The organism is Flavivirga spongiicola, from assembly GCF_030540825.1.
In the GTDB taxonomy this organism is placed as follows: Bacteria; Bacteroidota; Bacteroidia; order Flavobacteriales; family Flavobacteriaceae; genus Flavivirga; species Flavivirga spongiicola.
In genome coordinates, this window is record NZ_JAUOEO010000001.1 from 346,314 (window position 1) to 362,300 (window position 15,987).

Sequence of the window (15,987 nt, forward strand, 5' to 3'; positions counted from 1 at the left end):
TTTTTAAATGACTTGAAATCCATGTGCATACGGGTCGTCTTCATCATCAATAATAATGGTGTTGTATCCAAATACTTTTGCCCACCCTTGTATACTTGGTATAATGGCGGGTTTACCATTTAAAGTGGTTTCTTCTACAACACGCCCAATGAACTTACTTCCTATAAAACTTTCGTGAATAAATTCATCTCCTTTTTTCAATCTGCCTTTGGCATAACGTTGTGCTATAACCGCTGATGTTCCTGTACCGCAAGGACTTCTATCAATAGCCTTATCACCATAAAACACCGCATTTCTTGCTGTTGATGTTGAATCCATTGGCTCGCCTGTCCATAACAAATGTGAAACATCTCTAATGGTTTCATTCTCTGGATGCACAAACTTGTTGGGGTATTTTTGGTTGATTTTATCCCTTAGTATTTGAGAATATTGTATCAACTTACCTGCTGTAAAATCCTGAACGCCTGAAAAATTTTGTTGTGGGTCTATGATCGCATAATAATTTCCACCATAAGACACGTCAAAAGTCAATTCACCCAATTCCGGACAATCAATCGTTAAGTTTTCAGCAGCTAAATAGCTTTTTACATTGGTTAGTTTTACCCAATCTACTTTATTTTTCGTTTGCTGATATTCAATTTCCACCAAACCTGCCGGGGCTTCCATTTTGATTTTTCCCTTTGTTTTTGGTGTGATTAACCCTTCTTCGATAGCAATCGTTATGGTGCCAATAGTTCCATGCCCACACATGGGCAAACATCCAGATGTTTCAATAAACAAAATAGCAAAATCGTTTTCTGGATTGTGTGGCGGATACAGAATACTACCGCTCATCATATCATGTCCACGAGGTTCAAACATCAAGCCCTTACGAATCCAATCGTATTCCTTTAAAAAATGTTGTCGTTTTTCACTCATGGTGTCTCCCTTTAAATCGGGACCACCCTCTTTAATAACTCTTACCGGGTTTCCACAGGTATGCGCATCGATACAAACAAATGTGTTTCTACTCATTCTTTACTTCATCAATATATTTATGTATTCTTTTTTCTAGGATAGCCAAAGTCACCGTGCCTTGTTCTAAAATAATTTCATGAAATTCACGAATATCAAATTTAGCGCCTAATATTTCTTTGGCTTTTTTCCTTAATTCCCTAATTTTAAGTTCTCCTATTTTATAGGATAACGCCTGTCCTGGCCATGATATATAACGGTCTGTTTCTGTATTTACCTCATGTATTGATAAGGCAGTATTTGATGCTAGATAATCCACTACTTGTTGCCGTGTCCAACCTTTGGCATGAATACCGGTATCGACTACCAAACGGCAGGCGCGCCACATTTCATAGGTTAATTTACCAAATTGCTCATAAGGTGTCGTGTACAATGCCATGTCTTCGGCAAGAAATTCTGAATATAATCCCCAGCCTTCGCCATAGGCAGACAAATACAAATCTTTTCTAAACTGCGGGATACTATCTCCTAACTCATTATTTAAACTCCCTTGTAAATGATGTCCTGGAACCGCTTCGTGAACTGTTAATGCCGGTAAAGTATACAAAGGTCTGCTTGGCAAATCGTAGGTATTTACCCAGTAATACCCAGGTTCTGTGCTGTTTTTTGAGGTCCCTACATAACGCCCACCTGTATATTTTGGTGCAATCGCATCTGGTACAGGAGCTACGCCATAAGGCTTCCTCGGTAAGGTTTTAAAGAATTTTGGCAATTGTGCATCTGCGCGTTTCGCTATATCTCTGGCAATCACTAATAATTGCTTTGGACTTTTAGCATAAAACTGCGGATCGGTTCTTAAAAATTGCAAAAAATCCGCAAAGCTTCCTTTAAAATTTAACGCATTAATAATTTTTTGCATTTCTGCCTTTATACGAGCAACTTCGGTTAAACCAATTTGATGAATAGCATCAGCAGTATATGTTGTGCTTGTAGTATAAAAGTTGATCCGGTTTTGATAAAATGCCCTTCCGTTAGGTAAATTTAATGCGCCTAATGAGATTCTTGTTTTTGGCAGGTATTCGGTTTCAAAAAAGTTTTTTATTCTTTTAAATTGAGGTGTAACAACAGTTTCAATAGTGCCTTTTGCAACTAACAATACAGAATCTTTTTGTGCTATAGTTAAATTTTCAGGCAGATTTTTAAATGGCGAATAATAAAAACTATCCTCATAATTATCAACAATATGATCGTTATATGAAGATTCATACCCTTTGAAAATAACCAGCGATTGAGAAACCCCTTTTTCTAAGCCTTCACGCAAATTTGTAATATGTTGATTTACAAATTCTGGAATGGCACGTAATTTATTCAAATATTCTTTTATTTGTTCGTAATTGGCAAAAGGTTTAACGTTGTAAGTTAAATCCACATGAAAACCAGCATCGGAAAGTAAAGGGTTTAAATAGCACTCAAACGTGTAATAGTCTATTTTATCTTGAAGAATAAACTTTAAAAGGTCTAATGAAATTTGTTCTGTTTCATTTAAACCAGAAACTTCTATTTTAGATAATTCGTCTAATTTTGATTCCGCATATTCAGCTTCAGCTTTGTAATAATTTTTAGTAAAAAGACCTAAAGGGTATGTTTCTTCGTCATACCCTTTATGGTCTTGATTGCTATTGATCAGAGCTTGTAAACTTTCAGGATGATTAGCTACTTTTTTTTTATTGCAACTATATATAACGCATAGCAATATGAGTGTATAACATTTAAAATAATTCATAGAATATATAATCTTTAGGTTTATATCAATTTTGATTTAAAATGTCATACGTCATCATTTATCAATCCCTACCTTTAATACAACATTTTACACTCAATATTGGTTTCACTTATATCTTTATCCTTTTAAAAACTATCGCTTTAAAGCTGTCGGTAACAATTCATTAGGGAACGATTGATAACTTACTGGTCGTACCCATCGTTTTATGGAATTGGTTCCAACTGCCGTAAATCTTGAATCTGTTGATGCTGGATATGGTCCACCGTGTTGCATAGATGGACACACCTCTACCCCTGTAGGAACGCCATTAAAAATGATTCTTCCAACTCGGTTTTCAAGTGCATCTATGACATCATGAAGATTTGCATAATCTTCTTCTTCGGCAATAATGGTTCCTGTTAATTGCCCTTCTAATCCGTTTATGATTTGGATTAATTCATCTTCATTTTCAGCTCTTACCACCAATGAAAATGGTCCAAAAACTTCTTGATGTAATTTAGGATTTGCTAAAAAATCCTTCCCCATAACACTCGCTATTTGTGATGCAGCATAGTTAGCTTCAATAGCCCCTTCAACTTTTCCAACAACTTTTGCTCCTGTCTGGGAAGACACGCTATTGCTGTTTTCAACAAATCCGCTTTTTATATTTGGATGCAGCATACATTGCGGATTGATGGCTACCGTTTTTTCAGCTAAATCTTTAATGAACTGTTGCGTTTTATCGCCCTCAACTGTTAGTATTAAACCTGGGTTGGTACAAAATTGTCCTGCGCCTAGGGTAATAGAACCTGCATAGGTCGTTGCAATGGCTTCCGACCTGTTTTCTATGGCTTTTGATGTGATAATAACAGGATTTATACTTCCCATTTCAGCAAAAACCGGAATAGGCTCTTCTCGTTGAGATGCTACATCAAAAAGGGCTCTACCGCCAGATATACTTCCTGTAAAACCAACAGCTTTTATTTTAGTATGCTTTACTAACGTCGTACCAACGGTTCTTCCGCGCCCCATAATATTTGAAAATATACCATTTGTCATGCCTGTTTTTTCAGCAGCTTTAATAATCGCCGATGCCACTAATTCGGCAGTTCCCGAATGCATTGCATGTGCTTTAACTATAACCGGACACCCTGAAGCTAATGCACTAGCAGTATCCCCCCCTGCTGTTGAAAACGCCAAAGGAAAATTACTTGCTGCAAAAACAACAACTGGTCCTAATGGGATTAGTGTGCGTCTCAAGTCATCTTTGGGTAGTGGTGTTCTATCCGGGATGGCTTCATCTATGGTATTTTCCCTCCAATCTTCGTTAGCTACTAATTCTGCAAAAGAACGTAACTGAAATATAGTTCTACCACGTTCTCCAATCGCCCTTCCTTCCGGCAATCCGGATTCTGTAGTATAAACATCTAATAGTTCTTGGTCTAAGGCCAAAATTTCATCGGCAATGGCATTTAGAAATGCAGCTCTTTTTTCTCCTGATATTCTTCTATACGTTTTAAAAGCAGACCATGCCAATTGAACAGCCTCATCGACCTCTTCTGCCGTAGCCTCATAAAAAGGCGTTGGATTCTCAATATTTAGCTTGGGATTTACCGTTTTATGTGTCACATTTCCACTTGCTTTAAGCGTGTTACCTATATAATTTTTTCCTGTTATCATATTGCCTTTATTTTTTTAAATGTACTTCTAAGTTTATTGGTTTATAAACGTATATTGTGTTATGCAATTATCACGCTATTTGTTCAAACACGCTTGCTGTAAAGTAGTTTCAACACATTCTTTACAAAACGTACAAATCATTTCCTCTTGAGAATCAAATGGTAATGACTTGTTACAAATTCTACATGTTGGTATTTTTTCTAACATGTTTTTATGGTAACATCTAAATTATTTATGTTAAAACAGCTAAATTTTTATATTCTGGTAATATTGGTCTTACCTCAAGTGCATCTTTAATTATTTTCACAACTCTCTCTCTCTCGTGACCTTCTAATACCAATCTTGGTGCTCTTACATACTCTGACCCTATTCCTGTATAAACAGATGCCATTTTAATATACTGCACTAATTTAGGGCTAATATCTAACTCTAATAAAGGCATAAACCATCTGTAAATTTCAATAGCTTCTTGAATTCTTCCTACTTTTTGCAATTCGTAAATAGCAACAGTTTCAGCCGGAAATGCATCTACTAAACCTGCTACCCATCCATCCGCTCCAATTAACAAGCTTTCTAATGCTAAAGTATCTACGCCAGTCATGATTGCTAATCTATCTCCAAATCTGTTTTTTATTCTAGTGATATTTGTAGTATCCCTAGTAGATTCTTTTACCGCCTGAATATTAGGGCATGTTTCTAATAATTCAGCAAACATGTCTAAGGTTACTTCAATTTTATAGTCAACTGGATTGTTATAAATCATGATTGGCAAAGTTGTACTATTTGCAACTGTTTTAAAATATTCTATAACCTCTTCATCACTTGCTTTATAACGCATTGGCGGCAACATCATCAAACCTTTAGCACCATCTTCTTCTGCTGCTTTTGCTAAATTAATAGCTGCTTTGGTAGTTTGTTCTGCAATATTCATTAATACTGGCACTTTTCCATTTACCAAAGCCACAGTCTCTCTTGTAAGAATGCGTCTTTCTTCATCAGTTAAGGTACTTGCTTCACCAAGTGTTCCGCCTAATACAATACCGTTAACACCTGCATCTAACTGTGTTTTAATATTTACTTTAAATAAATCTAAATCCAACGCATCATCAACTGTGAATTGTGTTGTTACTGCGGGCATTACTCCCTTCCATTGAATACTCATAAATTATAATTTTTGTTTGCTGGCAAAATTAAATGGAATACACTTATTTAAACAATAAAACGTTATCCACGATTGATACTATATAATCCAAATGATTACACTTTTTAATTTAATTGAATATTATTTACATAATAATAACATACAAAAGGCACTTTTATTAAATAAAAAATTAATGAACAATTTTTGAATAACATCCTCGCATGTTTCTTTATTCTTAAATACAACATATCATGCTATAGATAAAGGTTCTCAATATTAATTGTACAATGGGGGATGAGGTAAAATTAGCCTAGTTTTTATAAAAAAGATAATATTTTTTTATTCATAAATGATACAATATTATCCGTTTTAGTATTTCGACACAACAAAATGAATAATATTTATATATCTTAGATATCAATACTTTTTTAAATGAAAGTTTTACCCTTTAAAATACCAAAACCTAAGCACGCAGCTTTTATCTTTCAAACAGATATTAACGAGTCTTTTTATGATAAATTGCACCAACATGAAGAAATCCAACTAAGTCTAATTATTGAAGGAGAAGGCACACTTGTTATTGGTGACACTGTAAATTATTATAGTAAAGGGGATGTTTTAGTTATTGGAAGTCATTTACCGCATGTTTTTAAAAGTGATACAAAAGCATCAAAAACCTCTAAAATGCTTTCTCTTTTTTTTATAAAGTCTGCTTTTGGAGACTATTTTTTCGATCTTGAGGAATTAAAAGAAGTAGACGCTTTTTTTAAACGCGCAAAATATGGGTTTAAAATAACATCAAACAAAGAGCAGCTTCTAAATTTATATAATAAGTTTGATAACAATACAAAGTTTGATCAATTTTTAATATTTCTAGAAATATTAAAAATATGTTCAACTGCTAACTATACTAGTTTATCCTCTTTTATTTATGATAAAAAATATTCTGAAATTGAAGGAAAAAGAATGCGTGACATTTTTGAATACACCATGACTCATTTCAATGATGATATTACTTTAAATTCTGTTGCCGACGTAGCAAACATGACTAAAAATGCATTCTGTAAGTACTTTAAGAAACGGACAAATAAAACATATTTTCAGTTCTTAAATGAATTAAGAATAGAACACGCCTGTAAGCTTTTAATTTATAAAGAAGAACTGCAAATTAATGAAATAGCGGATTTATCTGGTTATAAAAATTTATCAAATTTTAATAGACAGTTTAAAATACTAAAACAACTTTCACCATCTGATTTTAGGAAAAACAGAAATTAATCTTTTATGATTTGCTAGCCTCCACATTCTCATTCTGCAAGCGAGTGAGCCACTTTATTCCCTTATTTTTATTACATTATAGCGATGCTATGATACCAAAAAAAAAACGAATCTTCTTAACTAAGTTTTTGCTTCAAATAAAAATTGAATATATTTTAGTATTAATAAGATTAAAAATTCATATTATTTTATATTTGTGCCAACGAAAATTAATTTGACATATTTACACTGAAGTAAGGTTCACAATTCGTCAACAACAATTGTGAGAATACACTAACTAATATCTGACCACTGCTAGTGTTTGAACTATAGATTCAAGCCCCAGCCTGGTCACTAAGAAAAAGTTAAACAACATTGCTTAACTTTTTCTATTTTTACACAGTTCATTTATGCGCACGTGGCGGAATTGGTAGACGCGCTGGCTTGAGGGGCCAGTATCCGTTTAGGATGTGGAAGTTCGAATCTTCTCGTGCGCACAATTAATTTAAACAAATTCTTTATTCATATTACCTGTAAAGAATTTGTTATTACTTTTATCCTCAATATTCCCCTCCTGGCTTTGTTTATACACATATATACTTGAACAAATTTTAATTATTTTTAAGTAACTCATTCAAACAAAAGGTAATAAATCAGGTTCAATAAATTCTGTTTTTGCTTTATCTGAATTAAAAATATCAAAACTATAATGAGAAGCCATTAATTCTTTAAAATTATCATTTAATTGCTGGTGCTCATCTATAAAGTCCTTAAAATTATCTTTATCCGACATTTGCATAAAATGGTACACAGCCTGCAGGGCCGCAATTGTTAATGTTTTATTATACTTATCTTTTACTCCTGAAAAATCAACAAACTTCAATAGTTGTTTTTGAAATTCCTCTACTCCTTTATCAAATCCATATTCATTAATATGTATCCAAGCCAATCTCAAATGTGCTTCATGTGAAAAATTAGCGGGATTAAATTCACAATTAATAAATTGAGCTTTAAATTCTGAATCTGATAGATTAAAATGTTTTTGCATAATTTAAACTTTTATAATATTTATACGATTATTGTTTGTTGATGCAAAGATGAAGGCATAAAACTTTGGTTTCATTTACATTTGTTGAGAAAGCATGTGAAATGAAAAAAGTGACTTGAGTATAAACTCAGGTCTCTTTAATGGATAAATGTTGAAATGGAAAATTATTTTTCCGCGAATTCTTTTCTTGCTCTACTTAATTGTGTTGGCGTTATTCCCAAAAAGTTAGCGATATGATAGTGAGGCACCCTATTTAGAAGATTAGGATATTCTTTTAAAAACAAAGTATATTTTTCAATAGATTTTAAATTGGAAAGAGCAATAAGTCTTGATTGTAATTGTGTATTTAATTTGTGAAAAGAAGTATTCATTATTTTAGTAATCTCTTCATTTTTATTTACATGTGACATTATTTCACTAAAAATTGCTGTTGTAATTATTGATTCTTCAATGGCTTCAATATTCATAGAACAAGCAACATCAGGTATATAGTTACCAAAAACCATGTCTCCTTCTCGATAAAAATGAGTGGTCATTTCATTCCCCATTTCATCTATGGCATAACCTCTTAATACTCCAGATACAACTTTTCCTATTTTCCAATTCTTTTGTCCATATCTAAGAAAAAGATCTCCTTTCTTTATTATCTCTTCATGATGTAAAGATTCTACAAACATTTTGCTTTTTAGCCTTAAAATTAATTATACAAGCAAATATATGATTTAAAATAGAAGGTTAAATAAAACCTGTTTACACGACTATTGTTAGGGTCAAAGCTTTATGAGGTTCCTTATTGTTTAAAACGGCTACCTAGTTATAATGATAAAAATTATTAGGAACAGGATGATTGATTATCACATGCATCTTTAGACTGAAAATCTAAAATACTTCCTTTACCCCCTTGTAAAATTGTACAACAATCCTCGAACAGCTTCTTCAATTTTTTACGGCCTCGTTGAATTTTAGAACGTACCGTTACATAGTTCATATCAAGCCGTTCAGCAATTTCTTTTTGAGGGATCTCCTTTAGTTCTGATAATGTCATTAGCTCTATATATTCTTCCGGCAACTGATTTATAAAAGAGTTAACACATTTACTTAACTCCATACCTGCACCTTCATTGGTTTCAGAATCAAAAAAACGGTCTTCTTCAATTGTATTTGTTTGTAATTGTTTCTTTCTATAGTAATCAGTAATGGTATTTTTGGCAATAGTATATACCCAACTTTTAAGATTATCAACACCATTGTTATTTGATTTGGATAATTTTAAAAACACGTCTTGAGTTAAATCTTCTGCATCTTCCAGATTGCGAACACGTTTTTTAACATAGCCTAGTAATGGATTATATAGTTGTGTAACTTGATTTTGCATTTTTTATATAATAATTCATGAATAAAATAGTGCCTGCCATACACAAAGATAGGTATAGATTTTGTACTCCTAAAAGCTCGATAGCATAGATGCCCACAAAAGCTCCAATGGCAGCACCTAAATCCCACCATGTACTAACACTAGAGATTGACTGCAAAGCGTTTTGTTGTTGTTTAATAGCTACTAAAGGTGAAAAAGTCACTACAATAGTGTTGAACAAAAAAGCTAATATAATACCCAATATTGTAACATTAACTGCAATTAAAAGTAAAGCTATTAAGCACCAAAAAACTGCAATTATAAATAACTTTGATGGAGAATAACGCAAAGAAAGCATCCCTCCTACAAACGAGAATAGAATTACAAATAATCTTTTTAACAATAGATAGAAACCTAATAACATGAGTAATTGACTTGAACTCATACTATTTGAACTTAATAAATATGCTAATGTAACAACCAAAACGCCGTCGATGGAAATAGATAGTATTAGTACTAAAAGGTTCATTGCGCTTGGATAGAATGTTATTCTATTTCTAACCTTATTGTATGGCTTTTCATTGGCAATAATTGGCAACGAACATGCTAATACAATCCCTAACAAGCTAATAGAAGCGACAATAAACAAGCCATTTTGAATACCATACTCCATTATAACAATTGGTCCAAACCAAAGTACAAATAATGCTCCAAGTGATTTGATACTTTGCGATAGCCCGAATGCCAAACCCGTTTTCTTTTTAGCTTGTGAAGCATATTTAAGTGTTGCTATTTTTAAACCTGAATAGCTTAATCCCCAAAGAATTCTGGCTATTAAAAAAGAGATTAATCCTAGTTTTAAACCATACATAAAAGTAGTTATCACAGCCAATGAAGAAGTAATTAATAACATGTTTCGCATACCTATTTGTTTTACCAGATTTGCGATATGCGTATTTGTAAGAATCCTAACAAATCGATTTATAGAAAGCAATACGCCAATAAAAAAAACAGAAAAACCTAATTCTTTTCCATAAACAGGTAAAACAGGATATAGAAGCGCATCCCCTAAACCTGCAAATGCCATGACACCACTAGCACGTAAAGCTCCTCTAAATGAGGAGCTTTCTTTTTTATTAATTTTTGTCTGTGCTGCTAACAACAACCTGTTTTTTCAATATTTACTTCTTTACTCTCATTTTTATCACAGCAAGGTGATCCATCATCTGTCGTTTGTTCACAACAAGCTTGGTTAGAAGTTTCTACAACATCTAATAATGAACCACAACAGCCTCCATCTTGTTTAACTGTTTCTATTCCCGTGTTTGAATTTCTTGTTTTCATAATATTAAAATTTATATTTCGTTATTTATTGTTTTCACTTATTAAGACGTACTCTTTTAAAAATGATGCACATCTGTTTTGTTTTTTTAGCAACAAGAACCTGTCTTTTCATTTTTTTTTATTTCAGAGTCACAGCTTGATTTAGATGCGTCTGCCAAGTCAGGTTCCGAACTACAGCATCCACCGGCATTGCCTCCCTTTGCATCGCCAAAATCGGTACTACACACGCCTGTTTCTGGTAAATTAAGTTCTACACGTTCAGCCACTTCTTTATCACCAGCCATATAAGCTACAATAGAGCGCACTTGTTCATATCCTGTGGCCATTAAAAATGTCGGTGCTCTACCATAACTTTTAGAACCCACTATGTAAAAGCCTTTATCTGGGTGTCGTAATTCTTTTTCACCATGTGGTCTTACAGTTCCACAGCTATGAACATTTGGATCAATAAGTTCAGCTAAATCAAATACGGATTCTAATGATGAATCTAAATCTACACGAACCTCTCGAATCATATCTAAATTAGGACGAGAACCTGTATTACTAATAATTTCATCTACATTTTTAATAGTCTCCTTATTCCCACTTAAATCACCTATAATTTGAATTCCATTATCATCTTTGATTAATTTTAAAATATGGAAAGGTGTATAAACGTTTAGTTTTCCGCTATTAACCAATTGTTCTATCCTAATTCCTAAGGCACCTCTTGCTTCTAAAGCGTCATCTTTTTTTCCGCCATACACCTTGTCCATATTGTCTTTTCTTAAGACCCAATTAAGCTGTGTTTTTGGATATTCTTTTTGAACATCTGCTAAATCTAATAAAGCATTAATAGCAGAATGCCCGCCACCCACAACGACTACATTTTTATTCCTGTAACGTTCTAAATGGTAAGCTTTTACATTAGGGATACCATAAAAAATATGGTTTTCTAATTCTTGTTCTCCTTCTGCATGTACTCCGCCAGAACCTATTGGGTTTGGTTGATTCCAAGTTCCTGTAGCATCAATTACTGCTTTTGCTTCGTAATAATTAATGGTTCCATTTTCTTCAACCTTAATTGAAAACTGCTTATCCTCACGCCCCAAGGTTTTCATTTTATCCAGCCCTTTCCTTCCTATAGAAAGCACTTTGCTGTTTAAATGAATATGAGGTTTAAGTTCTGGAAGGTTTGCTAACGGATGAAAATAGTCTTCAACCAATTCTCTTCCAGTTGGTAATTCATTCTCATTTGGTTCTTTCCAATCAGTTGGTAGTAATAACTCTTTGGCTGCAGAATCAATATTATACTTCCAGGGAGAGAATACACGAACGTGACTCCAAGACAGCATATTTTGTCCAACAGATTGGCCAGCCTCAAATACAATAAATGATAGATTTTGTTTTGTTAAGTGTGCAGCAGCTGACAAACCTACTGGTCCACCTCCTATAATTGCTATGGGTAAATTATTATTTTGCATCTTTCTAAATTTTAATTCATTCTCTAGGACGACGTGTTAAAAAAATGATGCATTCGTTACAAAATATAAGCCACAAAAATCATTTGTGTACAAATCATTTACCATTTAATACACATTTAATTATTTTTTCCTTTTTGTATCTTCGCTTTCAAAGCCTTTACCAATTAGAGCAATGAATTTTAAACCAAAATTCACCAATTTCAAAAAGAAAGTTGAAGAAAGCTTTCAAAGGCAAAAGTTTATGGAATTAATCCATGCTAAATTGATTGATGTAAAACCGGGTTATTGCGAAATTCAGATACCATATAATTCAACTTTAACACAACAACATGGTTTTTTTCATGCCGGTATCATAAGCACCATTGCAGATAATGCCGCCGGTTATGCCGGTTTTTCATTAATGGAAGAAGATTCATCTGTATTAACCGTTGAATTTAAATTAAACCTTATGTCTCCTGGTGATGGAGACCTGTTAATCGCTAAGGCAAATGTTCTAAAAAACGGACGCACATTAACAATTTGTAGATCAGAAGTCTTTATAAGAAAAAATGGCGTAGAAAAACTTTGTGCAGCTTCTCAAACAACTTTAATTGAGTTAAAGAATAAGTCTGATAAATAATCAAAACTATTTTAACAAAGCGCAAACTACATAGTGCTCAATTTTATTGAAATGCTATTTTTAATTAAAATGTCACGTTTTTGTCGTACAATTTGTCATTTCTATAGAACTTAAAAAATTTACAATTGAAAAATTATCAAAATATATTATTCCCTTACGCCTATAACATTTTAGGGTCGGCTGAAGATGCTAAAGACGCTATCCAAGATGTTTTAACCAAACATCTTTCTGCTAAAAGGAGCCATATAAAAAATGACATTGGATATTTAATCAAATCGGTTATAAACCAATCGATCAATATTAAAAAGAGACATAGTAAAATCACAGTTAATATGGTATGGTTGCCTGAACCTTTATCTACAGAAAAAGCAGATGATCATATTGATAGTGATGAAATTATATCATACTCTATGCTGGTACTTCTTGAAAAATTAACAGCTCAGGAACGTGCTGTTTTTATTTTAAAAGAAGCATTTGATTATTCACATAAAGACATTGCAAAGACCATCGGTCTTACCATTGAAAATTCCCGAAAATTGTTAAGTAGAGGAAAAACTAAATTAGCTAACAATAAAACAGTAAGCCATAGTAACTATTCCTCTCCCCTACCTTCTTATATGGAAAATTACGTCCAAACAATTAAAAACGGTGATGTAAAACTTTTAGAAAAAATGCTTTCTGAAGACATTTCATTATATGCTGATGGCGGAGAAAATATCAAAGTAGTAAGAGAATTGACAATCGGAAAATCAGCTTCTTTAAAATTATTATTTTACGTTTATAAAACCTATTTAGAATTTTTAACGATCAAGATCACGCATATTAATCATCAAATAGCTTTGTTGTTTTATAACGAAGACACTTTAATCAATTGTCAAGTGTTTGATTTTGAAAACAATAAAATAAAAAACATATTTTCTATCGTCGATCCTAATAAATTAAAATCACTTTCTCAATAAACCTGTCACGTTTTCTTGATCTGTTTTGTCATTCTATTGAAATTAAAAATCAATAAATGAAAACATTATTAAGAATAGATTGTAGTTCCAGAACCAAAGGCTCACATTCTAGAGCATTAGCTGATTATTTTGAGAAAAATTGGAAAGTAGCAAATCCAAAAGGAGTGATCCTTTACAGGGATTTAGTAAAACACCAGTTACCGCATATTCAAAACAATACGATTGAGGGGTTTTATACACCCATAGAGCATATGACTCTTGAAAATAAAAGGGCAACTGCTTTATCAGATGAATTAATCGTAGAGTTGAAATCTGCTGATGACATTCTAATTAGCAGCCCTTTATACAATTTAAATATTCCGTCAAACCTCAAAGCATATTTAGATCAGGTAGTAAGAATCGGGTATACATTTAATATCAATGAAAATGGTTATTACGGTTTATTAGAAAACAAATTAGCCTATCTAGTAACAGTAAAAGGAGGTGTGTACAAAGGTACTTTCATGGAACAGTATGATTTCCAGGAACCTTATTTAAAAACTATTCTCGGGCACATGGGTATTAAAGTTCAAGAAATATTTTCGCTTGAAGGATCAAGCGAAAAACAAACTCTGAAACTAAACAAGAACATGTTAGAAAAAACAATTAATCAATCATTTAAAAAACAAATAAAAACATGATCACTCAAAAAGAAAATTACTTTGAAGATAAATTAGAAAATAACGCATCCATAATTAAAGGTAGCGAAGGTGAAAAACTAGAATTAAATACCATTTCAATAACATTTAAAGTTACTAGTGAAATGTCTAACGACCAATTAGGTATTTATGAGATTTATCTTCCGCCAATGGCTATTGGTGCAAAATTACACTACCACAGATTTATGGACGAAACCTTTATAGTGAATGAAGGTGTTTTAACCATGCAGGTTGCAGATAAAGAGTTTCATGCAGAACCGGGAACCATTGCTTATATACCAAAATTTACACCTCATGGATTTAAAAATGATACAAATGAAACGGTAAAACTCACATTGATTTTCAATCCGTCTCAAAAACGTGAAGGTTTTTTTAAAGGATTACACGAAACATTAAATGAAGCTCCTATTGATCCTGAAAAGTATTTAAAATTATATAATAAGTATGATAGCTTTCCTGTAGACACTTCCAACATGCTACCAATAAGAGAGTAAGACATAGAAATAAGTAAGAGTAATAGTGACTTGAGTTTTAATTTAAGTCACTATTCTTTTATATTTTTAAATGACTACACTTGTAGGTAATCTGTTTTAAATCTGCTTCTACAATGTGGTTGTTTAGAGTATTTATACACATTTCATACAAATTCTAATACATTAAAATCAGTTAAAATCCACTCACTATTTCTATAAGCTTTAGAATAGTTTTTATTCTTTTCTCACTCTTTATCGATTAATTTACATACTTTTGTTTAACTTAAATTAAATATTGATGAACAATATTAGAGCTAACTTTAGTATTAAAGACTTAGAAAACCTTACAGGTATCAAAGCTCATACTATAAGAATTTGGGAAAAACGTTATGACTTACTAAGTCCAAACAGATCTGATACTAATATTAGAAATTATAGTTTAGCTAGTTTTCAAAAGCTATTAAATATATCATACTTAAATAATAACGGGTTAAAAATCTCGAAAATTGCTAATCTTAAAGAAGATGAAATACCAATTAAGGTTAGAGAAATAGCTTCAAGAGCAAAAATTGAAGATCACGCCATTAATGCATTCAAAATGGCCATGATAAACTTTGACCAGGTACTATTTTACAGTACTTATAATAATTTACTAGAAAATAAATCTTTCAGTGAAATTTTCTATACCGTTTTTTTACCACTATTAAATGAAATAGGTCTTTTGTGGCAAACAAATACAATCACGCCTGCTCATGAGCATTTTTTATCTATTCATATTAAACAAAAAATACTTTTAAATACTGAGAGGTTACAAATTTTAGAACCCAAACCTGTTTCTAAAACCTTTGTTTTATTTCTACCAGATAATGAGATTCACGATATTGGGCTTTTATTCATTAATTATCAACTAAGAAGTAAAGGGTATCATACTATTTTTCTTGGCGAAAGTGTCCCTATGCAAAGTCTTACGGATTTGTTAGACTTCTTTGATGATGTTACTTTTATATCATACTTCACAGTATATCCACCAGAACAGGACATCCCTGACTATATTAATAGGTTTAATGAGTTATTACTAAACAAGGAAAATACGAACCTTTTATTATTAGGAAAAAAGATATCTGATTTAAGTATTCAAGATCTTCCCAAAAAAGTAAATACCTTTAATTCTATTGAAGATTTAGTAAAAGATTTATAAATATTTTTATTTTGTTTAACTTTTAACTATATTTGTT

At 32.2% G+C, this 15,987-nt stretch carries 17 protein-coding genes and 1 tRNA gene; 7 read left to right on the top strand and 11 right to left on the bottom strand.

Annotated elements, in window-relative coordinates; all coding sequences use genetic code 11:
- Window positions 1-3 precede the first annotated feature (3 nt).
- The 5 genes from Q4Q47_RS01160 to Q4Q47_RS01180 form a co-directional block, all read right to left on the bottom strand.
- Window positions 4-1,014 (bottom strand): 4-hydroxyproline epimerase, encoded by a 1,011-nt coding sequence (locus Q4Q47_RS01160; RefSeq protein WP_303304821.1) that lies wholly within the window; start codon window positions 1,012-1,014, stop codon window positions 4-6.
- Entirely contained in the window at window positions 1,007-2,737 is a 1,731-nt protein-coding gene (locus tag Q4Q47_RS01165) for a DUF885 domain-containing protein (RefSeq protein ID WP_303304822.1), read from the bottom strand. Before Q4Q47_RS01165 ends, Q4Q47_RS01160 begins: the two co-directional genes overlap by 8 nt.
- Before the next feature lie 132 nt (window positions 2,738-2,869).
- Window positions 2,870-4,396 carry an aldehyde dehydrogenase (NADP(+)) gene (locus Q4Q47_RS01170; protein WP_303304823.1) on the bottom strand — a complete coding sequence of 509 codons (1,527 nt, stop codon included), beginning with the start codon at window positions 4,394-4,396 and terminating at the stop codon, window positions 2,870-2,872.
- A 75-nt stretch (window positions 4,397-4,471) separates the two neighbouring features.
- Window positions 4,472-4,603, bottom strand: a complete 132-nt coding sequence (locus Q4Q47_RS23760; RefSeq protein ID WP_303304824.1) for a DUF1272 domain-containing protein — start codon at window positions 4,601-4,603, stop codon at window positions 4,472-4,474.
- 25 nt (window positions 4,604-4,628) lie between these two features.
- Window positions 4,629-5,558 carry a dihydrodipicolinate synthase family protein gene (locus tag Q4Q47_RS01180; RefSeq protein WP_303304825.1) on the bottom strand — a complete coding sequence of 310 codons (930 nt, stop codon included), beginning with the start codon at window positions 5,556-5,558 and terminating at the stop codon, window positions 4,629-4,631.
- A 411-nt stretch (window positions 5,559-5,969) separates the two neighbouring features.
- Here Q4Q47_RS01180 and Q4Q47_RS01185 point away from each other — a divergent pair, with 411 nt between their 5' ends.
- Window positions 5,970-6,815 (top strand): AraC family transcriptional regulator, encoded by an 846-nt coding sequence (locus Q4Q47_RS01185; protein ID WP_303304826.1) that lies wholly within the window; start codon window positions 5,970-5,972, stop codon window positions 6,813-6,815.
- Between the two features lie 391 nt (window positions 6,816-7,206).
- Window positions 7,207-7,291, top strand: a tRNA-Leu gene (locus Q4Q47_RS01190).
- A 137-nt stretch (window positions 7,292-7,428) separates the two neighbouring features.
- Here the strand turns inward: Q4Q47_RS01190 and Q4Q47_RS01195 are convergent.
- The 6 genes from Q4Q47_RS01195 to Q4Q47_RS01220 form a co-directional block, all read right to left on the bottom strand.
- Entirely contained in the window at window positions 7,429-7,842 is a 414-nt protein-coding gene (locus Q4Q47_RS01195; protein WP_303304827.1) for a hypothetical protein, read from the bottom strand.
- 164 nt (window positions 7,843-8,006) lie between these two features.
- Window positions 8,007-8,519, bottom strand: coding sequence for a Crp/Fnr family transcriptional regulator (locus Q4Q47_RS01200; RefSeq protein ID WP_303304828.1), 513 nt, complete (start codon window positions 8,517-8,519; stop codon window positions 8,007-8,009).
- A gap of 155 nt (window positions 8,520-8,674) precedes the next feature.
- Window positions 8,675-9,217, bottom strand: coding sequence for a sigma-70 family RNA polymerase sigma factor (locus tag Q4Q47_RS01205; RefSeq protein ID WP_303304829.1), 543 nt, complete (start codon window positions 9,215-9,217; stop codon window positions 8,675-8,677).
- Complete coding sequence (locus Q4Q47_RS01210) at window positions 9,189-10,358, bottom strand: MFS transporter (RefSeq protein ID WP_303304830.1); 1,170 nt, start codon at window positions 10,356-10,358, stop codon at window positions 9,189-9,191. The genes Q4Q47_RS01205 and Q4Q47_RS01210 overlap by 29 nt, the downstream gene beginning before the upstream one ends.
- Window positions 10,352-10,540 carry a hypothetical protein gene (locus Q4Q47_RS01215; protein ID WP_303304831.1) on the bottom strand — a complete coding sequence of 63 codons (189 nt, stop codon included), beginning with the start codon at window positions 10,538-10,540 and terminating at the stop codon, window positions 10,352-10,354. The genes Q4Q47_RS01210 and Q4Q47_RS01215 overlap by 7 nt, the downstream gene beginning before the upstream one ends.
- Before the next feature lie 86 nt (window positions 10,541-10,626).
- Window positions 10,627-12,003 (bottom strand): NAD(P)/FAD-dependent oxidoreductase, encoded by a 1,377-nt coding sequence (locus Q4Q47_RS01220; RefSeq protein ID WP_303304832.1) that lies wholly within the window; start codon window positions 12,001-12,003, stop codon window positions 10,627-10,629.
- 172 nt (window positions 12,004-12,175) lie between these two features.
- Here Q4Q47_RS01220 and Q4Q47_RS01225 point away from each other — a divergent pair, with 172 nt between their 5' ends.
- The 5 genes from Q4Q47_RS01225 to Q4Q47_RS01245 all read left to right on the top strand — a co-directional run bounded on the left by Q4Q47_RS01225 (window position 12,176) and on the right by Q4Q47_RS01245 (window position 15,950).
- Window positions 12,176-12,622 (top strand): PaaI family thioesterase, encoded by a 447-nt coding sequence (locus tag Q4Q47_RS01225; protein ID WP_303304833.1) that lies wholly within the window; start codon window positions 12,176-12,178, stop codon window positions 12,620-12,622.
- 125 nt (window positions 12,623-12,747) lie between these two features.
- Window positions 12,748-13,581, top strand: coding sequence for a sigma-70 family RNA polymerase sigma factor (locus Q4Q47_RS01230; RefSeq protein ID WP_303304834.1), 834 nt, complete (start codon window positions 12,748-12,750; stop codon window positions 13,579-13,581).
- 56 nt (window positions 13,582-13,637) lie between these two features.
- Complete coding sequence (locus Q4Q47_RS01235; RefSeq protein ID WP_303304835.1) at window positions 13,638-14,261, top strand: FMN-dependent NADH-azoreductase; 624 nt, start codon at window positions 13,638-13,640, stop codon at window positions 14,259-14,261.
- Window positions 14,258-14,773, top strand: coding sequence for a cupin domain-containing protein (locus Q4Q47_RS01240; protein ID WP_303304836.1), 516 nt, complete (start codon window positions 14,258-14,260; stop codon window positions 14,771-14,773). The genes Q4Q47_RS01235 and Q4Q47_RS01240 overlap by 4 nt, the downstream gene beginning before the upstream one ends.
- A gap of 277 nt (window positions 14,774-15,050) precedes the next feature.
- The gene (locus tag Q4Q47_RS01245) at window positions 15,051-15,950 is read left to right on the top strand and encodes a MerR family transcriptional regulator (protein WP_303304837.1); all 900 of its coding nucleotides are present in this window, start codon (window positions 15,051-15,053) and stop codon (window positions 15,948-15,950) included.
- The last annotated feature ends 37 nt before the right edge of the window (window positions 15,951-15,987 follow it).